This window comes from Sphingomonas sp. BL2, assembly GCF_056680015.1.
In genome coordinates, this window is record NZ_CM155261.1 from 1,436,903 (window position 1) to 1,457,500 (window position 20,598).

At 66.8% G+C, this 20,598-nt stretch carries 22 protein-coding genes (1 of these 22 running past the window's edge); 12 read left to right on the top strand and 10 right to left on the bottom strand.

Annotated elements, in window-relative coordinates; all coding sequences use genetic code 11:
* The first annotated feature begins 36 nt into the window (after window positions 1-36).
* The 4 genes from tolR to pal all read left to right on the top strand — a co-directional run bounded on the left by tolR (window position 37) and on the right by pal (window position 3,736).
* On the top strand, window positions 37-474 hold the full coding sequence (tolR, locus tag AC1ME3_RS06685; RefSeq protein WP_056053220.1) for a protein TolR: 438 nt from the start codon (window positions 37-39) through the stop codon (window positions 472-474).
* 13 nt (window positions 475-487) lie between these two features.
* Window positions 488-1,546 carry a cell envelope biogenesis protein TolA gene (locus tag AC1ME3_RS06690; protein ID WP_480955356.1) on the top strand — a complete coding sequence of 353 codons (1,059 nt, stop codon included), beginning with the start codon at window positions 488-490 and terminating at the stop codon, window positions 1,544-1,546.
* Between the two features lie 131 nt (window positions 1,547-1,677).
* The gene (gene tolB, locus AC1ME3_RS06695; RefSeq protein ID WP_480955357.1) at window positions 1,678-3,156 is read left to right on the top strand and encodes a Tol-Pal system beta propeller repeat protein TolB; all 1,479 of its coding nucleotides are present in this window, start codon (window positions 1,678-1,680) and stop codon (window positions 3,154-3,156) included.
* Between the two features lie 52 nt (window positions 3,157-3,208).
* On the top strand, window positions 3,209-3,736 hold the full coding sequence (gene pal / locus AC1ME3_RS06700; RefSeq protein ID WP_107964487.1) for a peptidoglycan-associated lipoprotein Pal: 528 nt from the start codon (window positions 3,209-3,211) through the stop codon (window positions 3,734-3,736).
* 171 nt (window positions 3,737-3,907) lie between these two features.
* On the opposite strand, the gene AC1ME3_RS06705 is transcribed toward pal, so the two are convergent.
* The 4 genes from AC1ME3_RS06705 to AC1ME3_RS06720 all read right to left on the bottom strand — a co-directional run bounded on the left by AC1ME3_RS06705 (window position 3,908) and on the right by AC1ME3_RS06720 (window position 7,402).
* Window positions 3,908-4,759 carry a S1/P1 nuclease gene (locus AC1ME3_RS06705; protein ID WP_480955358.1) on the bottom strand — a complete coding sequence of 284 codons (852 nt, stop codon included), beginning with the start codon at window positions 4,757-4,759 and terminating at the stop codon, window positions 3,908-3,910.
* A complete protein-coding gene (locus AC1ME3_RS06710) occupies window positions 4,756-5,676 on the bottom strand; it encodes an isoaspartyl peptidase/L-asparaginase family protein (protein WP_480955359.1) in 921 nt (306 codons plus the stop codon). Before AC1ME3_RS06710 ends, AC1ME3_RS06705 begins: the two co-directional genes overlap by 4 nt.
* Window positions 5,673-6,812: an acyltransferase family protein gene (locus AC1ME3_RS06715; protein WP_480955360.1), complete on the bottom strand. Its 1,140-nt coding sequence runs from the start codon at window positions 6,810-6,812 to the stop codon at window positions 5,673-5,675. Before AC1ME3_RS06715 ends, AC1ME3_RS06710 begins: the two co-directional genes overlap by 4 nt.
* 68 nt (window positions 6,813-6,880) lie before the next feature.
* Complete coding sequence (locus tag AC1ME3_RS06720) at window positions 6,881-7,402, bottom strand: DUF1993 domain-containing protein (protein WP_480955361.1); 522 nt, start codon at window positions 7,400-7,402, stop codon at window positions 6,881-6,883.
* A gap of 115 nt (window positions 7,403-7,517) precedes the next feature.
* On the opposite strand from AC1ME3_RS06720, the gene ispG reads away from it, so the two are divergent.
* The 3 genes from ispG (at window position 7,518) to AC1ME3_RS06735 (ending at window position 10,336) form a co-directional block, all read left to right on the top strand.
* Complete coding sequence (ispG, locus tag AC1ME3_RS06725; RefSeq protein ID WP_353466818.1) at window positions 7,518-8,657, top strand: flavodoxin-dependent (E)-4-hydroxy-3-methylbut-2-enyl-diphosphate synthase; 1,140 nt, start codon at window positions 7,518-7,520, stop codon at window positions 8,655-8,657.
* 291 nt (window positions 8,658-8,948) lie between these two features.
* Window positions 8,949-9,863 (top strand): DMT family transporter, encoded by a 915-nt coding sequence (locus AC1ME3_RS06730; protein ID WP_480955362.1) that lies wholly within the window; start codon window positions 8,949-8,951, stop codon window positions 9,861-9,863.
* On the top strand, window positions 9,860-10,336 hold the full coding sequence (locus tag AC1ME3_RS06735) for an N-acetyltransferase family protein (RefSeq protein WP_480955363.1): 477 nt from the start codon (window positions 9,860-9,862) through the stop codon (window positions 10,334-10,336). The genes AC1ME3_RS06730 and AC1ME3_RS06735 overlap by 4 nt, the downstream gene beginning before the upstream one ends.
* Before the next feature lie 152 nt (window positions 10,337-10,488).
* On the opposite strand, the gene AC1ME3_RS06740 is transcribed toward AC1ME3_RS06735, so the two are convergent.
* From AC1ME3_RS06740 to AC1ME3_RS06755, 4 genes are all read right to left on the bottom strand, one after another.
* Entirely contained in the window at window positions 10,489-11,151 is a 663-nt protein-coding gene (locus AC1ME3_RS06740) for a TIGR02466 family protein (RefSeq protein WP_480955364.1), read from the bottom strand.
* A gap of 4 nt (window positions 11,152-11,155) precedes the next feature.
* Window positions 11,156-11,734 carry an inorganic diphosphatase gene (ppa, locus tag AC1ME3_RS06745; RefSeq protein WP_480955365.1) on the bottom strand — a complete coding sequence of 193 codons (579 nt, stop codon included), beginning with the start codon at window positions 11,732-11,734 and terminating at the stop codon, window positions 11,156-11,158.
* A 76-nt stretch (window positions 11,735-11,810) separates the two neighbouring features.
* A complete protein-coding gene (locus AC1ME3_RS06750; protein WP_480955366.1) occupies window positions 11,811-13,724 on the bottom strand; it encodes a M61 family metallopeptidase in 1,914 nt (637 codons plus the stop codon).
* Window positions 13,725-13,806: 82 nt separating this feature from the next.
* Window positions 13,807-14,460 (bottom strand): DUF1345 domain-containing protein, encoded by a 654-nt coding sequence (locus AC1ME3_RS06755; protein WP_480955367.1) that lies wholly within the window; start codon window positions 14,458-14,460, stop codon window positions 13,807-13,809.
* A 49-nt stretch (window positions 14,461-14,509) separates the two neighbouring features.
* Between AC1ME3_RS06755 and hisS the strand changes: the two genes are divergently transcribed.
* The 4 genes from hisS to AC1ME3_RS06775 all read left to right on the top strand — a co-directional run bounded on the left by hisS (window position 14,510) and on the right by AC1ME3_RS06775 (window position 19,413).
* Entirely contained in the window at window positions 14,510-15,745 is a 1,236-nt protein-coding gene (hisS, locus tag AC1ME3_RS06760) for a histidine--tRNA ligase (RefSeq protein ID WP_480955368.1), read from the top strand.
* A gap of 145 nt (window positions 15,746-15,890) precedes the next feature.
* Window positions 15,891-16,964: a peptide chain release factor 1 gene (prfA, locus tag AC1ME3_RS06765; RefSeq protein WP_056053173.1), complete on the top strand. Its 1,074-nt coding sequence runs from the start codon at window positions 15,891-15,893 to the stop codon at window positions 16,962-16,964.
* A gap of 81 nt (window positions 16,965-17,045) precedes the next feature.
* Window positions 17,046-17,909 carry a peptide chain release factor N(5)-glutamine methyltransferase gene (prmC, locus tag AC1ME3_RS06770; RefSeq protein ID WP_480955369.1) on the top strand — a complete coding sequence of 288 codons (864 nt, stop codon included), beginning with the start codon at window positions 17,046-17,048 and terminating at the stop codon, window positions 17,907-17,909.
* Between the two features lie 256 nt (window positions 17,910-18,165).
* Window positions 18,166-19,413, top strand: a complete 1,248-nt coding sequence (locus AC1ME3_RS06775; RefSeq protein ID WP_480955370.1) for a DUF4167 domain-containing protein — start codon at window positions 18,166-18,168, stop codon at window positions 19,411-19,413.
* Window positions 19,414-19,520: 107 nt separating this feature from the next.
* On the opposite strand, the gene AC1ME3_RS06780 is transcribed toward AC1ME3_RS06775, so the two are convergent.
* Entirely contained in the window at window positions 19,521-19,811 is a 291-nt protein-coding gene (locus AC1ME3_RS06780) for a hypothetical protein (RefSeq protein WP_480955371.1), read from the bottom strand.
* A gap of 71 nt (window positions 19,812-19,882) precedes the next feature.
* Here AC1ME3_RS06780 and AC1ME3_RS06785 point away from each other — a divergent pair, with 71 nt between their 5' ends.
* On the top strand, window positions 19,883-20,308 hold the full coding sequence (locus AC1ME3_RS06785) for a CBS domain-containing protein (RefSeq protein ID WP_480955372.1): 426 nt from the start codon (window positions 19,883-19,885) through the stop codon (window positions 20,306-20,308).
* Here the strand turns inward: AC1ME3_RS06785 and AC1ME3_RS06790 are convergent, their stop codons facing one another.
* Window positions 20,309-20,598: the final stretch of a lipopolysaccharide biosynthesis protein gene (locus AC1ME3_RS06790; protein WP_480955780.1), read on the bottom strand. 1,210 nt of this gene lie beyond the right edge of the window; the window shows 290 of its 1,500 coding nt (coding positions 1,211-1,500); its start codon lies beyond the right edge, outside the window; it ends in the stop codon at window positions 20,309-20,311.

The following is a 20,598-nucleotide window of genomic DNA, read 5'->3' on the forward strand; positions in this document are numbered from 1 at the left end:
GCTGGTCCCCCTCCCCGCGTGCGGGGAGGATTTTAAGTGGCGATGAACCTTCCTTCTTCCCGCGGCCGCGGTCGCCGCGCGCCAATGGCGGATATCAATGTTACGCCGCTGGTCGACGTGATGCTGGTGCTGCTGATCATCTTCATGGTGACCGCGCCGCTGATGACCGCGGGCGTACCGGTGAACCTCCCCGACGCGCGCGCTAAAGCGCTCGACCAGGAGCAGAAGCCGGTCGAGATCTCGATGGACGGCACCGGCGCGCTGTTCATCGACAAGGATCAGGTGACCGATGACGCGCTGCCGGTCCGGTTGGCCGCGATCGCCGCCAGCCGAGCGGTCGGCGACGAGCCTCAAGTGCTGTTGCGCGCGGATCGGAAGCTCGATTACGGCCGCGTGATGCGCGTGATGGGCGAACTCAACCGCGCCGGGCTGAACCGCGTCGCGCTGGTGACCGTCGAGGGTAACCAGAACTGATGGCGCTCGGCTGATGGATCGTTCGGAGAAGATCGGCCTTGGCGTCGCGGTCGTCGGGCACGTCCTGCTGTTCGGCGCGCTGTCGCTTGGCTTTCTCGGTGCGCCCGAACTGCCGAAGAAGATCGAGCAGCAGCCGATCGACGTGAGCCTCGTGCCCGACGTCGCGCTCGAGGCGACCGCGCCGCAATCGGCGGAGACGCCCGCGCAATCGATCGCACCGGACGAAGGCGCGCCCGAGGATGCTGCGCCGCCTGCTCCGGAAGAAGCCGAGCCCGAGCCGAAGCCTGATCCCGTGCCGCCTGCGCCGCAGCCCAAGCCCGCGCCGCCGAAGCCTGCCCCCAAGCCGCAACCGGCGCCGGAACCGGTGGCCAAGCCGCAGCCCAAACCCAAGCCCGCGCCACCAAAGCCCGCCGCCAAGCCTGCCCCGGTCGCGAAGCCCGTCGTGAAGCCGCAGCCAAAGCCCGAAAAGGCGCCACCGACCAAGTCCGCGCCTGCGAAGGCTGCTCCCGCGAAGGCCGCACCGACCAAGGCTGCGGCGAAACCGAGCGCCGCGCCCGCGAAGACGTCGTCTTCCGCGTCGTCGGCCAAGCCCGCCAAGCCGTCCTCGACCAAGGGCAGCGGCTCGACCGCCGAGGCGAAGGCGTCGCGGCCACGCGGGTCGCGGCTCGGCGACAATTTCCTCAAGGGGCTGTCGGCCGATCCGTCGCCGAGCAAGTCGGAGGCGCCCAAGGCCGCCAAGCTCGGCGCGCAGGCGGCGGCGAACATCGGCTCGGCGATCCTGCGACAGGTGCAGCCTTGCGCCAACCGCCAGGTCACGCCGGGGCCGGGCGCCGAGCGGATCCGCGTGACGATCAACCTGAAGCTCAACCGCGACGGCACGCTGAAGTCGCGGCCGACGATCAGCGGTCACGCGGGCGTCGACGACGACAACCGGCGCTATGTCGACCGCGTCGACGATCTGGCGATCGCGACCTTTGTCGGGTGTTCGCCGCTACGCGGTTTGCCCGACGACCTGTATGACGTGCAGAACGGCTGGAGCAATTTCAGCCTGCGCTACAAACTTCCCGGCTGAGGATGTCCGTTATGACTCGATCGATCCTGGGATTTTTCCCTTCGCGCCCAACTTTAGTTGCGGGTGACCACTCATCGCTCGGTAACCACCCCGGCGGAGGCCGGGGCCCAGTTGGAAAGGTCGATGTAACGATGCGCAACGCTCCTTCACCGGCGTCTCCCAACTGGGCCCCGGCCTTCGCCGGGGTGGTGTTAAGTGGGCGTAAGGCTCGATCGGTTCTGGCTTCGGTGGGATTGCTGGCGTTCGTATCCGGTACCGCCAGCGCACAGGACGCTCCCGCCCCGGCACCGCAACAAGCCCCCGCTGACCCTGCAGCCCCAGCCCCAGCCCCAGCAGGCGATCAGTCCGGCGGGCTCGTGGTCGACGTCACCGGCGGCATCTCCGCACCGATGCCGATCGCCATTCCGGTGATGCCGACCGCCGCGGTGATGTCGACGCCGGCAGGATCGACCGACGTGCTCGGCCGCCAGCTCGCCGACATCGTCACCAACGATCTCCGCAACTCGGGCCTGTTCACGCCGCTATCCCCCGGTCAGCTCCGCCCGATCACCTTCCCCGAAGTCACCGCACCCGGGTTCGACTACTGGGGCAGCACCGGCGCGCAGGCGCTCGTACAGGGTTTCATCCGCGCCAATGGCGACGGCAACCTGACCGTCGGCTGCTACCTCTACGATGTGTCGTCGAAGGCCGAGCTGACCCGCACCGGGTTCGTCGTGCCGCCGTCGGACTGGCGTCGCGCAGGGCATAAATGCGCCGACATGGTCTACACGCGCCTCACCGGCGAAGGCGCCTATTTCGACAGTCGCGTCGTCTATGTGTCCGAGACCGGACCCAAGGGACGCCGGATCAAGCGGCTCGCGATCATGGATCAGGACGGCGCCAATCACCGTTTCCTGACCAACGGCCAGTCGATCGTGCTGACGCCGCGGTTCGCGCCGAACCAGCAGTCGATCGTCTATATGAGCTATCTCAACAATCGCCCGGCGATCTACGTCTACGACATCGGCTCGGGGAAGCAGCGGCTGGTGGTGGCGAACGCAAACCTGACGTTTGCGCCGCGCTTCTCGCCGGACGGGCGTAACATCCTGTTCTCGATGGCGCAGGGTGGCAATACCGACGTCTACCGTGTGTCGGCGCAAGGAGGCAGCCCGCAACGCCTGACCAACTCGCCGGGGATCGACACCGGCGGCAGCTATTCGCCTGACGGCTCGCGGATCGTGTTCGAGAGCGATCGCTCGGGCGGGCAGCAGATCTACGTGATGAACGCGGACGGCTCTAACCAACAGCGGATCAGCTTCGGCGGCGGGCGGTATGCGACGCCGGTGTGGAGCCCGCGCGGCGACCTGATCGCGTTCACCAAGCTCGGCGGCGGGTTCCGGATCGGCATCATGAGCCCGAGCGGCGGCGGCGAGAAATTGCTCACCAACGACTGGCAGGACGAGGGACCGAGCTGGTCGCCGAACGGTCGCGTGATCAACTTCTATCGCTCGGGACGCGGCAGCGGCGGCAAGGCGGACCTCTGGTCGGTCGACCTGACCGGCGTCAACGAGCGCAAGATCCCGACGCCGCTGGATGGCTCGGATCCGGCATGGGGCCCCTTGCGGCCCTGAACCTGCTATGGGGGCATAACGGGGAAACGTGATTTTCTACGGGAGACTATCTATGTCGAAGCTTTCCAACATCTTGCTTGCGTGTACCGCGCTGATCGCCGTCGCCGGCTGTGCGAAGAAGCGTCCCGAGGTGCTGCCGCCCGCACCGGTCGACAACAACGCGCCGGTCGATCCCAATGCGGGGCAGAACGGCGGCAATGTCGGCGGGGCGATCGTGCCGGGGTCGGATGCCGATTTCCAGCGCTCGGTCAGCTCGAACACGGTGAACTTCGGACTCGACATGTACGACATCGATCCGACCGCGCGCGCGATCCTCGACAGCCAGGCGCAGTGGCTGGCGAAGTTCCCGAACCAGCGCATCACGATCGAAGGCCATGCCGACGAGCGTGGCACGCGCGAGTATAATCTCGCGCTGGGTGACCGCCGCGCGAACGCGACCAAGAACTATCTGGCCGCGAAGGGCGTGTCGTCGTCGCGGATGACGACGATCAGCTACGGCAAGGAGCGCCCGGTGGCGATGGGCTCGGACGACCAGAGCTGGGCGGCGAACCGTCGCGCGGTCACGGTGGTGTTGAACTAGGATTGTCGCGGCAGTCCCTCTCCCCTCCGGGGAGAGGGAAGGAGGAGCCACTTGGCGACGGGAGGGTGAGGGGCTGTTGGGACGGACGGCCCGAGCCTCACGCCCCTCACCCTCCCACGTGCAAGAGCCCGCGGGTCCCTCCCTCTCCCCGGCGGGGAGAGGGTAAGTGGCTCAGCCCAGTGCCTTGTCGAGTAGTTTCGCCAGACGGATGCCCCCGCGGCGGATCTCTTCTCGCGACACCGGCACCATCTTGGCGATCGTGGCATCGTCCATCTTCACGCGCGCAGGCACGGTACCGCACGCGTCGCCGCCAAGTGCCGCCGCATACGCCGTATGCGCTGCTTCCCAGGACTCCCGGCTCCAGTCGACGACCGTCCCAGCCCCGATCTTCGCCCGCTCGGCCGCCGGATACCGCCTTACCAGCGACGGCGGCGTCGAAATCGCCCGCTCCGCCAGCGGCCCGTCCCAGATCGAGTGCAGGTTGAACCGCGCGGGGCCGTAGATCCCGTAATCCGCCTTCACGTCGTTGCCGCCCTTGTCGTTACGATCGCCCGCATGCAGCGGTTGGTGCAGATCGCCGACGAAGTGGATCAGGAACGCCAGCGCCTGCACCCGGTCCTTCGGCGACGTGGCGCGATCCCTCAACAGCTTCACGTCGCGATCGATCTGGACCGAGACGCAATTGCCGTCCTTGCACGCGGGCGTCAGGTCGAACGGCGCGCAGACGTCGGCATCCTGGAAATGCCACGTGTACGCGAACCCGAAACGCGACTTGCCGTCGGCGGTCTTGAGCGGCTTGATGCAGTCCGCCCAGACGCTCGCCTGCTCGATCGTCTCCGCCGGGCATTCGGGCGTGTCGAGCAGCGCCTGCTGTGCGAGCAGCTTCCGGATCGCGGCCTTGGTCTTTGGCGTGACGTTGGCATAGGCGATCTGCGCGACGGTCTGGTGGCCGTACTCCCAGAACGCGGTGGCGGGGGAGGCGAGGCCGAGCGAGGCAATCGCAGCCAGGAGATAGCGCTTCATGCTGGCTCGTTAGCGTAGATCGCAACGGTCCGGCTACCCTCGGACGACGCGCATCCGCGGTACATGCCGACGGTGTTGAAGCCCCACGCCATGTTGCCGTCCGGCCCCGCGACGATCACCCCGCCGGTGCCGCCAAGCGCCTTCACTTCGGCCAGCACCGCGTCGGCGGCGACCTGCAGCGACTCGTCCGACAACCGCACGCGCGCGGCGATCTCGTGGCCGACGCCGACGCGAAGGAAGAACTCGCCCGAGCCCGTGCACGACACGGCGCAGGCGCGATCGTCGGCGAAGGTGCCCGCGCCGATCACCGGCGTATCGCCAATCCGGCCCCAGCGCTTGCCGGTCACGCCGCCGGTCGATGTGGCGGCGGCGACGTGGCCGTGCGAGTCGCACGCCACTGCACCGACCGTGCCGTATTTCATGTCGACGTCGAACCCGCCGCCATCGGCCTGGAACTCGGCGAATTGCCGGCGGCGTTCGTCGGTCGCGAACCAGTCCGCATCCGCCTGGGGAAGGTCGCGTTCGAGCGAGAACGCATCCGCGCCTTTGCCGGCGAGGAAGACGTGGCGGCCTTCGTCTAGGATCGCGCGGGCGAGGCCGACGGGGTTGCGCGTCGTGGTCGCTGCGGCAACGGCCCCCGCCGCCCGCGTGCGCCCGTCCATGATCGCGGCGTCGAGCTCCAGCGTGCCGTCGTGCGTGAACACCGCGCCGCGCCCCGAATTGAAGTGCGGGTCGTCCTCTAGGGCACGAACCGCCGCCTCGACCGCGTCGAGCGCGCTGCCGCTGTCCGCCAGCACTTTCGCGCCCACGTCGAGCGCGCGCGACAGGCCGGCTCGCGCGCCTGCATCCTGCTCGGGCGAGACCATCTCGCTGTCGAGTTTGCCGGCGCCGCCATGGATGACGAGGGTCCAGGTCATGCTGAGTCTTTCGAGGGTAGGGCGCGAAGGCCGATGAGGGGACGGAGCGGCGCGATGCTGCGGCCGATCCAGTAGAAGGCGATGCAGCCGATCGTCGTCGCGGCGAGCAGGCACGCGAACTCGGCCCAGCCCGGCAGACCGGCGGGGAGCAGCGCGTACATCACGAGGACGATGATCGTCTGGTGGATCAGGTAGAACGGGAACACCGCCTCGGTCAGCGTGCGGCGCCAGCGGTGGTCGCGGTTCCAGTGGCGCTCGGCGATCCCGATCAGCGCGACGATCGCCCCCCATTGCTCGAGCGCGTGTGCGACGCCGTAGCCGGGGTAGATCCAGCGCGGCGCAACGATGTCCCCCGGCCATTCGAGCTCGACGCCGATGATCGCGCCATAGCCGAGCACCGCGGCGACCGCGCCGACCTTCCACCAGCGCGCGATCGCCGCCATTACGGGCTCGGAACGGGCTAGGCCGAAGCCGAACAGGAAGGCGGGGAAATAGGTGACGTGCGCGACCCAGTCGCCGAACAGGGCTTGCGATTCTGCAGCCATCTGGAACCACCAGGCGTGGACGAACACGAGCCACGCGACCGGCAGGACGAGCACCGCCCAGCTGCCGAAGACCCAGTCGAACGCGCGTTGCAGCCAGTCGCCGCGGACGACGACCAGCCCGAGCGTCAAAACACTCGTGTAGACCCAGAGATAGACCACGAACCAGAGGTGGTTCCAGGTCGGCAGCGACAGTCCGGCGAGCTTGCCGAAGCGGAAATAGTCATGGGTCCAGAACGTTAGATAGCTGCCGGCATAAGCGTGCTTGGTCACCAGCTCGACCCAGGGTTGCGGCGGCACGATTACCGCCATGCCGAACACAAGCGGCACGAGCAGGCGGTAGCAGCGGTTGGCGAAGAACCCGCTTGTGCCGCTCGACCGGGCAAGCAGCGCGCGGCTGGCATAGCCCGAAACCACGAACAGCAGCGTCAGCCGCCACGCGTTGCTCGCCAGCATCGGCAGCCGCACCCAGTCCTCGACATGGAGCGACTTCACATGGAAGTTCCACGGCACGAAGACCATGCCGATATGGTAGAGGATCAGCAGCGCGAACGCCCCGATCCGCAGCCAGTCCATGCCATAATGCCGCGTCATCGCGCGGCCCTACGGGGCGGGGAGCGGTGCCGCAAGCGTACGACGGCTGAGGCGTTCCCCGCGCCGGTTCATGCCTTCATGCGCGGCGTGCCCATGAAGTCGCGCTTGCCGATCGATACGCCTTGCGCGCGGAGGATCGCGTAGGCGGTGCTGGCGTGGAAGTAGAAGTTGGGCTGCGAGAACGAGAGCAGGAAGTTCGCGCCGGAGAACGGCATGACGAACGTGCCGAACTCGAAGGTCGTGTCGTTGTCGGCGAGCGCGTCGAACGTCTCCCGGTCGATCGCTTCCAGCTTGGCGATCGCGTCGCGCATCACGATGTGGAGACCCGCGAAATCGGTCGGCCAGGCCGAACGGTCGGGCGCGAAGGTGCCGCCGCGGACGCCTTCGATGCCGCCGACCGAATGCGTCGCACACGCCTTCACTTGGTAACCGAACGGCAGCATGTCGTCGGCGAGCTTCGCATCGATCAGCGTCGCGGGTTCGATACCCTTCTCGACGGCGAACGCTTCCGCCTTGTCGAGCAGCGCGTCGACCGCGCGGAGAATCTGGAGATTCGAGGGAATCGTCGCATCGTACAGGGACAGGGTCATCGCGTTCGCTCCTAAAGCCGTGCGCCGCTATGGCCGACGAGCGCTACTCGGGCCAGCGATGTTCCGTTCCAGCGCGCAAGTCGCTATATAGGCCTCGAACTCCCGAGGAATCCCCATGTCCCTTCGTCCCTGGCGCGATATCACCCGCCGCAAGAGCCGCCAGATCATGGTCGGCAACGTCCCCGTCGGCGGCGATGCGCCGGTCACGGTGCAGACGATGACCAACACCCCGACCGACGACGTGCGCGCGACGGTCGACCAGATCCGGCGCTGCGAAGACGCGGGCGTCGACATCATCCGCGTAAGCTGCCCCGACGTCGAATCGACTGCCGCGCTCAAGCAGATCGTCCGTGCGAGCCGCGTGCCGATCGTCGCCGACATCCATTTCCATTACAAGCGCGCACTCGAAGCCGCCGATGCGGGCGCGGCGTGCCTGCGGATCAATCCGGGCAATATCGGTTCGGCGGCGCGCGTGAAGGAAGTCGTTGATGCGGCCAAGTCGAACGGCTGCGCGATCCGGATCGGCGTCAACGGCGGCTCGCTCGAGCGGCACCTGCTCGAGAAATACGGCGAGCCTTGCCCTGATGCGCTGGTCGAATCGGCGCTCGATCACATCAAGCTGTTGCAGGACCACGACTTTCACGAGTTCAAGGTCGCGGTGAAGGCGTCCGACCTGTTCCTCGCGGTGGCGGCTTACCAGCAGCTTGCCGAACAGGTCGATTGCCCGCTGCATCTCGGCATCACCGAGGCGGGCGGGTTCGTTGGAGGCACGGTCAAGTCGGCGATCGGGATGGGCAGCCTGCTCTGGTACGGCATCGGCGACACCATTCGCGTGTCGCTCTCGGCTGAGCCCGAGGAGGAAGTCCGCGTCGGCTTTGAGATCCTGAAAGCGCTCGGCATCCGCAATCGCGGCGTCCGCGTCGTGTCGTGTCCCTCGTGCGCGCGGCAGGGCTTCGATGTGATCCGCACGGTGCAGGCGCTGGAAGAACGCCTGCAGCACATTCGCACGCCGATGTCCTTGTCGGTGCTCGGCTGCGTGGTGAACGGCCCCGGCGAGGCGCGCGAGACCGATATCGGCATCACTGGCGGCGGCAACGGCAAGCACATGGTGTATCTGTCGGGCGTCACCGATCACCACGTCCAGGACGCCGACATGGTCGACCACATCGTCCGGCTGGTCGAAGCTAAGGCGGCGGAGATCGACGCGGCGGATGAAGCGATAGCCGCGCTGGTGCCGGAGATGGCGGCGGAATAACGATTTACGCGAGCGGCTCCAACATCCGTTATTTTGAATCCCGTCAGGATGACGCCGTGTGGAGGCAGGCGCCTTTCCTCGTTCTCCCGCGAAAGCGGGAGTCCAGGGTAAGAGACGATAGCGTTCGTGGTCCTGGGGCCCCGCGTTCGCGAGGGAACAACGATTAAAAAGCGTGGAGACCGCTCCAGCGAAACGGAACCGCAACGGCGGTTCCCGCGCCGACGATAGCGTAGCGATGGGATGCCGGTTATGCGGATTGCATGCGGATGATCCAAACACTGATCGTGTACGATGCGGTTTAGTCCGGTGACCCCTCGCGGCGTTTCGCCGGCCTTGGCCTTTGCGGTTGCCGCGCTGGGCATCGGACTGTTCTCCATGATGGATGCGGTGATGAAGTCGCTCGTCCTGGCGATCGGCGTCTATAACGCACTGCTCTGGCGACAGATGATCAGCGTAGGGCTCGGTGCCGTCGCGTGGAAGCTGGGCAATAGCGGGCGACCGAGCGGGCGGGCGCTCAAGCTGCATCTGGCGCGCGGGCTGGTGACGACGGCGATGGCGGTGCTGTTCTTTTGGGGGCTGGCGCGCGTGCCGATGGCGCAGGCGATTTCGCTGACTTACATCGCGCCAATTCTCGCGCTGTTGCTCGCGGCGGTGACACTCGGTGAGCGGGTCGGGTGGAAAACGTTCGTCGCCTCGATCGCCGCGCTGGGTGGCGTGCTGGTGGTGATGATCGGGCAGGGGCGCGAGGTGCCTGGACCCGAAACGTTCCACGGGACGCTGGCGATCCTGGGTTCGGCAGTGCTGTATGCGGTCAACCTGGTGATCGCGCGGATGCAGAGCCAGGCGGCGCGGCCGGGGGAGATCGCATTCTTCCAGGCGCTCGTCATCACCGTCACGCTGGGGCTCGCCGCGCCGTGGCTGGCGGTGATGCCCGAAGCGGCGCAATGGCCGAAGCTCATACTCGCCGCGGGGCTCGCGACCGCATCGCTGTGGCTGCTCGGCTGGGCCTATGCGCACGGCGATACCGGGTTCCTTGCGACCACCGAATATACGTCGTTCGTCTATGCCGCCGGCTTGGGTTTCCTGGTGTTCGGCGAGCGGGTATCGGCGTTCACGCTGGCGGGCGCGGCGATCATCGTCGTCGCGTGCCTGTACGCGGCGCGGCGGCGTGACATCGCGCAGACATCGATCGAGGCTAGTGCATGACCCATATCCGTTTCGCGACCACCGCCGATGTCGGCACGATCCTCCGCTTCGTCCGCGAACTCGCCGCGTTCGAGCGCGAGCCGGATGCCGTTGAGGCTACCGAGCCGATGCTGGCGGAGGCGCTGTTCGGTGAGCGACCTGCCGCGGAAGCCTTGATCGCCGAGACCGCGGAAGGCCCGTTGGGGTTCGCGCTGTTCTTCCACAACTTCTCGACGTGGACGGGCAAGCGCGGGCTGTATCTGGAGGACCTGTACGTGACGCCGGACGCGCGCGGGCAGGGGGTTGGCGGTGCGTTGTTAGCGCATTTGGCGGGTGTTGCGCTCGATCGCGGCTGCGCGCGGTTCGAATGGTCGGTGCTCGACTGGAACGCCGATGCGATTGCATTCTATCAGAAGGTCGGCGCGGTCGGGATGGAAGACTGGACGATCCAGCGAATGTCGGGGGATGCTTTGGTGAAGCTCGCTGGACGGTAGGGTAGCAAATGATCCTCCCCCGCCAGGGGGAGGTGTCACCGCAGGTGACGGAGGGGGAGGACACGGAACGTCGGTCGGCGCTTACCTCCCCCTCCGTCTGGCAAGTGCCAGCCACCTCCCCCTGGCGGGGGAGGATTGTCCGTTGCGCCCGCCTAGCCCTTCACGTCGATGTTCATCGCGATCGAGATACGGTCGCCTGTTCCCAAGTGTGGGCGGACGCCGTGGCGGAGCCAGGCGGGGAACAGGACCAGATCGCCCGCCTCGGTCGGCAGGCGACGCTCGACCGGTTGCGGCTGGCCGTCGATCCCGACGAGCCGAAACCCCGGCAGCCGCATGAACGGCACCGGAAAGCGCGGGTCCTCGAAGAAGAGCTCGCCGCCTGCCTCACCGGATGCCGGCGCTACGCCCATGTCGACGTAATAGACCGCCGCCCACAGCACCCCGGGATGCGCGTGGCTCATGTTGAGCGCGCCGGGCGGCGACACGTTCGCCCACATCTTGACGGTCCACTCGACCGTCGCCGCATCGCGCCCGTCGAAATGCGATGCACGCTTGGCCATCTTCACCGCGGTATCGGCGAGCGCGGCCGCCGCCGGCCCGCCCCAGTCGAGCATGTCTGTGGCGGAATGCCAGCCACCGACATTCGATCGAGCCAAGCTGGGCGCGGCGGCGTAGCGATCAAGGATTGCGGCACGCAACGCCGCCGTCAGCGCCGCGGCATCGGCCAGCCGTCCGTGCAGGATCGGCGTCTCGTACAGTCCGATCTGCGCCGCGCGGACGCGGATGCCGTCGAACGTAGAAGACGCCGTCGTCATGCTATCAGCGCCCTGCGGTGTCGTCCGCGTTCATCGGCTCTTCGCCCTTGGCCTTCTCGGCGTTGTAGCGCTCGATCGCCTCGATCGTGACGCGCTTGGCTTCTTCGGCGTCGCCCCACTTGCCGACCCGGACCCACTTCGTCTTCTCGAGGTCCTTGTAGTGCGTGAAGAAGTGCTCGATCTGCTCGAACACGATCTCGGGCATATCGCCGCGCTCGCCGATGTTGGCGTAATACGGGAACACCGCGTCGACCGGCACGCAGACGAGCTTCTCGTCGCCACCGGCTTCGTCTTCGAGGTTCAGCACCGCGATCGGCCGCGCGCGAACGACGCAGCCGGGGATGAACGGCGAGCGTGCGATCACCAGCGCATCCAACGGATCGCCATCGGGGCTGAGCGTGTGCGGCACGAAGCCGTAGTTCGCCGGATAGCGCATCGGCGTGTGGAGGATGCGATCGACGAACAGCGCGCCCGATGCCTTGTCGAACTCGTACTTCACGGGCTCGCCGCCGGTCGGCACTTCGATGATGACGTTCAGGTCATCGGGGGGATTCTTGCCGGTCGGGATGAGGTCGATACGCATGGCGGTCCTTTCGATATGACGATGCCGGCGCTCCTCGTCTGGGGAGCGGCCGGCACCACGTTAGTTTAGTCTCTGGTCAGCGCGGCATCAGCAGCCTGTCCAGCCCGCCGTCACCCGTACCCACCTTCTGTAGCCGCGGATAGCGCGGGCCGTCATGGTAATCGAGCAAGATGTCGCGGAATCGGTCGTTGTTTTTCACAGTAAGACGGATCGGCACCTTCGTGCCCTTTGCCGCGAGGATCGCCGCCTTGATCCGGTCAGACGAATACGCCTCGCTGTTGACCGCCTCGATCTCGGTGCCGACGTCCAGGCCCGCCTTGAACGCGGGGCTGTCCCAGATCGACGAGGTGACTACGCCCTCCTTGTTGATCACCATGCCGAGCGAGTAGCTGACGTCGGTGCCGCGGCTCTTCTCCGCCTGCTTCAGATACGGGCTCTGCTCTGGGCCATAGACCAGCTTGTAGCCGTTCATCGCGAAGCCATTAATCGGCGCGGGCTTGCCGGTCTCGGTCAGGCGCGTGTTGAGGAACGTCGCCCAATCATAGGGGACGATACCGTTCAGCGTCTTGGCAACGTCGGCGAAGGTATAGGTGAGCTCGCCGTAGTCGCCATCACGGACGCCGAAGAAGGCTCGCGCGAAATCGTCGATCGACTTGGTCCCGCCGGACTTCTGGCGGAGCATCGCATCGACCTCCATCCACACCATCAGGCCCTCGTTGTAGTAATCCTCCGAGCGCTGCCAGCTGGTCCAGCCCTTCGGCTTGCGTGCCGAGATCACCGGATCGTTGGTCGTATCGATCAGCGGACGCCACTGACGGCCCGGCGCGGTGTCGTAGTTGCCGAGGATCGAGGCGTAACCGTCGAGCGTATCCTGCTTGCTGACCAGACCCGAACGCGCCTGGAGCACATAGCCCCAGAACTGCGTCTGGCCTTCATACACCCAGAGTAGCGAATCGCGCATCGGCGTGCGGAAGTCGGGGGTCCACAGGTCTGCGCCGCGGCGGAACTTGCCGTCCCAGCTATGCGTGTATTCGTGCGGCAACAGGTTGCGCGCGGCGGCGCCGGTTTCCCACTCGGTGAAATAGCCGGGACGGACGCCGTTCTCGGAGCTGCGATGATGTTCGAGGCCGATTCCGCCGAGCTGGTCGGTGATTGACAGCAGGAATTCATAATGATCGTAGTGCTGCGCGCCGAAGGTCTTCGCGGCCTGGTCGACGAGGCGCTTGTGCGCATCGATCTGCTCGGGCTTGGCGACGAGCTGGTCGGGGCTGTCGGCGAAAACGTTCAGGTCGACGCGGGGGGAGAGCGGCCAGACCTTGCCGTACTTCCCCGCGAGCGTCGGCGAATCGACGAGGATCTCGTAGTTGGTCGTGTCGTAGCTGTAGGTCGATCCCGAGACCTTCGCCGGTACCGCACCCGCAGCGGTCCAGCCGGTCGGGTAGGTGACGGTCATCTTGATCGGAATCTGCCGCGTGAAATAGCCGGCGGGGTACAGGCTGACGAGGTTCGGCTCGAGGCTCACCATCGTCGGGGTCATGACGATGCGGCCCTGGTCGCCCTTGGTCGCGGAGATGAACTGGAACTCGGCCACCACAGACTTGGCGCCGGTCGGCACGTCGATATGGAAGGCGAAGACGTCGACCGGATCGCGCGTCCAGGGGACGATCTTACCATTCGCGCGGATCACGAGGCCCGCGAGCTTCTCGATCTCGCCGCGTGGGGAATGCGCGCCGGGCAGCCACTTCGAATAGAGCAGTGCCATCGGCCCCGACTTGGCGACCGGAATCGTCTGCTTCACGCGGAAGATGCCGCGCTCGGTATCGGTAGCGTCGACATCGAGCAGCAACGTGCCGGGATAGGGCGTGTCGACTGCATCGGGAATGGTGTCGACGAACGGCACCGGCTGTGGTGCGGTGTTTCCGGCGGGGACTTGCGCGAAGGCGGGTACGGCGGATGCGAGCAGGGACGCGACGAGAAGCTTGCGGATCAAGGAAGGGCCTTCCGGCTGAGAGACGATGACACGAGGTGTAATCGCGATAAAGGGCAGCCGTCCAGTCCTTTACCCGGTACCCTCAGCCAGCACTCCCCAGCACGTTGATCGTGAACGCCAGCACGCCGATGTTGAACACGAACGCCGCCATGCACTGGCCGAGCGCGGCTTTGCGCACCCGGCGCGAGGTGATCTCGACGTCGGAGGTCTGGAACGTCATCCCCAGCGTGAACGCGAAATAGGCGAAGTCCCAGTAATCGGGCTCGTCGCACTTGGGGAAGTCCAGGCCCTTGATGTCCTTCCCGTCCTCGTCGTCGCTGTAATAGATATGCGCATAGTGCAGCGTGTAGATCATGTTCGAGAAGAGCCACGCGAGCGCCAGCGTCGAGATCGTCAGCGCGATTCCGACCGCGTCGTTTTTGCCCTGCAATTCCTTCGCCACCGCGACCAGGATCACCAGCATGATCGTCCCGCTGAACCCCAGCAGCACCGCGCGGTTGGCGTCGTTCTCCTCCGCCGCGCGGCGCATCCGGGCGGCGGTGGCGTTGCGAAACAAGGTCGAGACCGCGATCAGGAACACGACCGCCGCGACGTCGAACGCGGCCATCGTCCCCCGCCCGAGCCCGAAGCGCGGGATTAGCGTGGCCAGCCCAATCGCGAAGACCAGCACGAACAGGATGAAGCGCGGCGGGGCAACGCGTTGGCCGAGACCCCAATATCTGGCTTTTTCAGTCATGCCACAGCGCTAGCGCTTCGTGGGCACGTCGCCTAGATACGCGCGCATCATGGCCAAGACAGAAACCCCGCGCCGCATCCGTGGCACCCAGGACATTTTCGGCGACGAGCAGCGCCGGTTCGCGCACGTCCTTGCCACGTTCGAGCGCGTGCGGGCGCTGTATTGCTTCCAGCGCGTCGATATCCCGGTGTTCGAATCCACCGCGGTGTTCGCGCGATCGCTCGGCGAGACGACCGACGTCGTGTCGAAGGAGATGTACACGTTCGAGGATCGCGGCGGGGACTCGCTGACGCTCCGCCCGGAGTTCACCGCCGGCATTGCGCGCGCCTATCTGACCGAAGGCTGGCAGCAGTTCGCGCCGCTGAAGCTCACCACCAGCGGGCCCGTGTTCCGCTACGAGCGCCCGCAAAAGGGGCGCTTCCGCCAATTTCACCAGATCGATGCCGAGGTGATCGGTGCCGCAGAACCGGCGGCGGACGTCGAGCTGCTCGTGCTCGCGGACCAGCTGCTGCGCGAACTCGGCATTTCCGAGGGCGTGACGTTGCAGCTCAACACGCTGGGCGACGCGGCGACGCGCGATGCGTGGCGCGAGGCGCTGGTCGCGCATTTCGAGGCGCATCGCGGGGAACTGTCCGAGGACAGCCTGACGCGGCTCAAGAAGAACCCGATGCGGATCCTCGACTCGAAGGACCCGCGCGACCGCCCAATCGCCGACAGCGCGCCCGATATCGACGCGTATCTGACCCCCGAGGCACGCACGTTCTTCGAGGCGGTGACCGCCGGGCTCGATGCGGCAGGCGTCGCATGGGAACGCAACGCGCGCCTGGTCCGCGGCCTCGATTACTACCGCCACACCGCGTTCGAGTTCGTGACCGATCGGTTGGGTGCACAGGGGACGGTCCTAGCCGGCGGCCGGTATGACGGGCTGATCGGCTCGCTTGGTGGGCCGGAGACGGCGGGCGTTGGTTGGGCTGCGGGCGTCGAGCGTCTGGCTATGCTGCTGGAAGAACCGACTGAGCAGCGTGCCGAAGTCATCGTCGTTGCAGAGGACGACGACTCGAGTCTCGATGCGATCGCCCTGATTTCCGACCTCCGGCGAAATGGAGTCTCTGCCGATCTGGTTGCTTCCGGTTCGGCGAAAAAACGCTTCGACAAGGCCGTCAAGGCAACCCCACAGGCGATCGCGAGCGTTCGTCGTGTTGACGGCGAAGTCGTTCGAAAGTTGAAGATGCTCGGGTCGGAAACCGAAGGGCTTGAGGCCCAATTGAAGACGCTGCTGTCGTGATGGATCATTCGCAAATCCTCCCCGGCACGGGGAGGTGGCAGTGCGCGGCACTGACGGAGGGGGGCTTCCACGTCACGCAACACCTGCGGCCCGCCCCCTCCACCCCCCTTCGGGCGGTCCCCCTCCCCGTGCCGGGGAGGATTTCATGACCCAGATCTCCCCCGACCGCATCCGCGCGATCGAGGCGCGGCGTGACGAGCTCCAGGCGCTGATGTCGACCGGCGATCTCCCCTCGGACCGCTTCGTCGCGGTGTCGAAGGAATATGCCGAGCTCGAACCCGTCGCCCAAGCCGCCACCGAAGTGCGCCGGTTGCGTCAGGAGGCCGAAAGCCTCGCGTTCATGGCGGAGGATGCCGACGACGAACTGCGCGCGATGGCGTCGGACGAGCTGCACGAGAACCGCACGCTGCTCGAGACCGCGGACCGCAAACTCGCGCTCGCGCTGTTGCCGCGCGACTCCGCCGACGAGCGCTCGGCGATGCTCGAGGTCCGCGCCGGCACCGGTGGCGACGAGGCGGCGCTGTTCGCGGGTGACCTGTTCCGGATGTACCAGCGCTATGCCGAATCGCAGGGCTGGCGGGTCGAGATGATCTCCGGTTCGTCGTCCGACGCGGGCGGCTTCAAGGAAGTCGTCGCCAGCGTCACCGGCCAGGGCGTGTTCGCGAAACTCAAGTTCGAGAGCGGCGTCCACCGCGTCCAGCGCGTGCCGACGACCGAGGCCGGCGGCCGGATCCACACCTCGGCGGCGACCGTCGCGGTGCTGCCCGAGGCGGAGGAGGTCGACGTCAAGATCGACGACAAGGACCTGCGCATCGACGTGTATCGCTCGTCGGGGCCGGGCGGGCAGTCGGTCAATACGACGGACTCGGCGGTGCGGATCGTCCACATCCCGACCGGGTTGACCGTGATCCAGCAGGACGAGAAGTCGCAGCACAAGAACAAGGCCAAGGCGTTGCGTGTGCTCAGGACACGCCTCTACGAAGCCGAGCGCGACCGGCTGCACGCCGAGCGCGCGGGTGCGCGGAAATCGATGGTCGGCTCGGGGGATCGCTCGGAGCGGATCCGGACGTATAATTTTCCGCAGGGTCGCGTCACCGATCACCGCATCAACCTGACGCTGCACCGCCTGCCGGAGATCGTCGCGGGCGAGATGGACGAACTGATCGGCGCGCTGGTCGCGCAGGACGAAGCGGACCGCCTGGCGCAGCTGGATGGCTGAGCGTTCCCCAGCCGCAACGGCATTCCCCTCCCGCTTGCGGGAGGGGTTAGGGGAGGGGCTTCCCGCTAAGGGCATCGCTTGGTGACAGCCCCTCCCCCGACCCCTCCCGCAAGCGGAAGGGGAGCAGTAAGGACGGCCATCGCCACCGCCGCTGGGCAGTTCGGCTTCTCCGCCACCCCGCGCCTCGACGCGGAACTCCTGATGGCGCACGCGCTCGGCGTCGAGCGCAACGCGATCCTCCTCGACCCGGATCGCCACACCGTCCCCGACACCTTCGCCGCACTCGTCGAACGCCGCCTCAACCATGAGCCTATCGCCTACATCACCGGCACCCGCGGCTTCTGGTCGATCGACCTCGCCGTCGGCCCCGGTGCACTCGTCCCCCGCGCCGACAGCGAAACACTCCTGATCGCAGCCCAAGCGCACTTTGCCGGCCGCGCCCCCGCAACGATACTCGACCTCGGCACCGGCCCCGGCACATTGCTCCTCGCCGCGCTCGACGAATGGCCTGCACAAGGCCTCGGCGTAGACTATTCCCCCCAAGCGCTCGCCTACGCCCGCGCCAACGCCGCAACCCTAGGCATGGCCGACCGCGCGCACTTCATCCGCGGCAGCTGGGCCAGCGCGATCGTCGGCCGGTTCGACCTGATCCTCGCCAACCCGCCCTACATCGCCACCGCCGAGCAGCTCCCGCCCGAAGTCCACGACCACGAACCCCACGCCGCGCTCTACGCCGGCGCAGACGGGCTCGACGACTACCGCATCCTCGCCAAACAACTCCCCACGCTGATCGCCCCCGGTGGCGCGGCGGTGATCGAGATCGGTTCGACGCAGGCCGTCCCCGTCACGGCGCTGCTCGAAGCGCAGGGCCTGCACGTCGCGCTCCATCACGACTATGGCGGCAACGCGCGTGCGTTAGTGGCAACCCACGCGCCCGCGACTTGAACAATATGGCGCTAAACCTCACATTTCGCTTGTAGTAGGTCCCTTGCGGACGCTATCACGCGGGCAGGGGCACGCACTCTCGACGATTGGTCGGTTTAGAGCGATGACCCGCATCCTTCGCTTTGAGGTCGCTGCAGTCCGGCGGCCCTGGCAAGTTCGACGCATCGATCTCGTCTAGATCGTCGGTGCGCGACGGGGGTTTGCACCGCATTTCGGAGCACGACCAGATTTTGGTTCGACGACTGAGGACACAAGCTTGATCAACAACCGGCAAGCCGGCCGCCGTCGCGGTCGTGGCAACAATAATAATGGCGGCGGCGGTAGTGGTGGCGGTCAACGCCAGGGTGGCGGCGGCGGCCAGGGTGGTCGCGATACCGGCAACCGCATCGACAGCCGCGCGCGCGGCAACGCGAGCCAGCTGTACGAGAAGTACAAGAACCTCGCGCGCGACGCGCAGCAGCAGGGCGACCGCGTCAACATCGAATATTACCTCCAGTTCGCGGATCATTATTTCCGCGTCCTGAGCGAAACCCGCGCCCGCTTCGAAGAGAGCCAGCCGCAGGCGCAGCAGCAGCCGCGCCGCCAGCAGCCGTTCGATCTCGACGGCGACGACGATTACGGCGACGAGGGCGAACCGATCCGCTCCGGCGAGCAGCAGGGTACGCCCGAGCAGCCGCGTGGCGAGCAGAATGGCGGCCAGCAGAACGGCCAGTACCAGAACGCGCCCCGCCAGAATCGTGAGAACCAGAACCGCGAGGACCGCCCTCAGCGTGAAGATCGTCCGCAGCGCGAAGAGCGTCCGCGGTACGAGAACAATCGCTACGAAGGCCAGCGTAATGAGGGTCAGCGTAATGACGGCCCCCGTAACGACGGCCCCCGTAACGACGGCCAGCGCGAAGATCGCGTCCGTGGCGACAACCCGCGCAACCAGCGCAACGCCCAGCCGCGTGATGCTCAGCCCCGCGACGACCGCAACGGCGAAGAGCAGGATCAGGCCCGTGAGGCCCAGTCGCGCGAGACTCAGCAACGCGAGACGCAGTCACGCGACGAGCAGGTCCGGGAGCCCCGCAGCGATTACCGCGATGCGCCGCAGCGCGAGACGATCCGCCGCACCCCTCGCGTGAGCGCGCCGGTCGCCAACGCCAACCAGGACTCCGAAGCTGATGCGGTCCGCTCGGTAACCGAAGCCCCCGAGCAGGCAGCCCAGCCGACCGAAACCGTCGAGACCGTCGCTCCCGTTGCAGCAACCGAGGAGCAGCCCCGCCGTCGCGGTCGCCCGCGCCGCGATCGCAGCCTCGACGCACCGGTCGCGCAGGACCAGGGCGCGTCCGAAGATGCGGCACCGACCGCATTCGACGCGGACCGACTGCCGCCATCACTCGGGATCTCGGCAATAACGCCGGCGCCAGCACCTGCGAAGGACTCGCCCGCCGCCGATGCTGCGCCCGAAGAAAAGCCCCGCCGTCGCCGCGTTCGTGCGGTACCGGACGAGGTCGCAGGCTGAAGCCGTCATTCCGGACCTTTCCGGGATCACGCTAAGACCTGAAGAGGCCGGTGCCGCTTCACGCGACGCCGGCCTTTTTCATGCCCGACCATATCAGCGCCGCGCGCTCAATCGAGCCGCGTCACGTCCTCGTCATGCCCGCTTCCCGAACTGAGGAATGCGAGACCCATCAACAGTCCGGCCATCATCACCGATCCGCCAACCCCGCCCATCACCGCGAGCATCGTCACCAGATTCAGCGGCCCTTGCACATGCGCCATCGCCACGATGATCGCCGCGACGCATATCGCCGCCGCCAGCACCATCCACGCCATGATCCCCCGGAACCGTGCCCACGCGAATGCAGCGTAGTGCGGGTCGTCCAACCCGGCCGGCGGTTCAGGCAATCGATCGGTCATCGCTTCACATTGCCGCGCAAACATGGTTTCCTCAAGCCAAGCGCAACAGGCGCAGTTGAGGAGAGGCGAAGATGACGATCGCGGCGATCCTGAAGGACAAGGGCGACATACAGTCGCTGACCCCCAATTCTACCATGGCCCAGGCGGTGGCCCTGCTCGCGGAGAAGCGGATCGGCGCGGCGCCGGTGCTCGAAGGCGGCAAGGTCGTCGGGATCTTCTCCGAACGCGACGTCATTCACTGCCTGCAGTCGGATGGCGCAGCGGCGCTCGAACGGCGGATCGGCGATGTGATGACCACCGCGGTAAAGTCGATCGGGCCCAATGAGTCGGCGATCGGTGCGCTGTCGCTGATGACCCAGCGCCGCATCCGCCACCTGCCGGTGATCGATGGCGAAACGCTGGTCGGCTTCGTCTCGATCGGCGATCTCGTCAAATACCGCATCGACCGGATCGAGGCCGATGCCGCGGCGATGCGCGAATATATCCAGTCCGCGTAACTAAGCGGCGACCGGCTGCTTCCGCGCGACCGCGATCAGTTCGCGCACAGTCGCCCGCGCAAAGACAAGCATCCACGCCGCATAGACCGCCGCGCCGATCGCCACGAGCATCATCAGCCGCCAATGCGCATCGAGCGGTGGCAGCGCGCGATCCACCAGCCCGACGATCAGCGCCATCGCAATCGCCGCCAGTGCCGGCGATGCGACCGCGCGCGCCACGTCCCGCGCCCGAACGCCGATCACCGGCAGCGTCCGCCAAGCGCTGATCCCCAGGTAAAGGGGATAGGCCG

Coding starts and splice junctions, on each gene's coding strand:
- AC1ME3_RS06710 (WP_480955359.1), bottom strand. CDS start 5,676: ATGACCTGGACCCTCGTCATCCATGGCGGCGCCGGCAAACTCGACAGC.
- AC1ME3_RS06780 (WP_480955371.1), bottom strand. CDS start 19,811: ATGACCGATCGATTGCCTGAACCGCCGGCCGGGTTGGACGACCCGCAC.
- AC1ME3_RS06735 (WP_480955363.1), top strand. CDS start 9,860: ATGACCCATATCCGTTTCGCGACCACCGCCGATGTCGGCACGATCCTC.
- AC1ME3_RS06690 (WP_480955356.1), top strand. CDS start 488: ATGGATCGTTCGGAGAAGATCGGCCTTGGCGTCGCGGTCGTCGGGCAC.
- AC1ME3_RS06715 (WP_480955360.1), bottom strand. CDS start 6,812: ATGACGCGGCATTATGGCATGGACTGGCTGCGGATCGGGGCGTTCGCG.
- pal (WP_107964487.1), top strand. CDS start 3,209: ATGTCGAAGCTTTCCAACATCTTGCTTGCGTGTACCGCGCTGATCGCC.
- AC1ME3_RS06785 (WP_480955372.1), top strand. CDS start 19,883: ATGACGATCGCGGCGATCCTGAAGGACAAGGGCGACATACAGTCGCTG.
- AC1ME3_RS06740 (WP_480955364.1), bottom strand. CDS start 11,151: ATGACGACGGCGTCTTCTACGTTCGACGGCATCCGCGTCCGCGCGGCG.
- AC1ME3_RS06705 (WP_480955358.1), bottom strand. CDS start 4,759: ATGAAGCGCTATCTCCTGGCTGCGATTGCCTCGCTCGGCCTCGCCTCC.
- tolB (WP_480955357.1), top strand. CDS start 1,678: ATGCGCAACGCTCCTTCACCGGCGTCTCCCAACTGGGCCCCGGCCTTC.
- AC1ME3_RS06730 (WP_480955362.1), top strand. CDS start 8,949: ATGCGGTTTAGTCCGGTGACCCCTCGCGGCGTTTCGCCGGCCTTGGCC.
- AC1ME3_RS06720 (WP_480955361.1), bottom strand. CDS start 7,402: ATGACCCTGTCCCTGTACGATGCGACGATTCCCTCGAATCTCCAGATT.
- prfA (WP_056053173.1), top strand. CDS start 15,891: ATGACCCAGATCTCCCCCGACCGCATCCGCGCGATCGAGGCGCGGCGT.
- ppa (WP_480955365.1), bottom strand. CDS start 11,734: ATGCGTATCGACCTCATCCCGACCGGCAAGAATCCCCCCGATGACCTG.
- AC1ME3_RS06755 (WP_480955367.1), bottom strand. CDS start 14,460: ATGACTGAAAAAGCCAGATATTGGGGTCTCGGCCAACGCGTTGCCCCG.
- ispG (WP_353466818.1), top strand. CDS start 7,518: ATGTCCCTTCGTCCCTGGCGCGATATCACCCGCCGCAAGAGCCGCCAG.
- hisS (WP_480955368.1), top strand. CDS start 14,510: ATGGCCAAGACAGAAACCCCGCGCCGCATCCGTGGCACCCAGGACATT.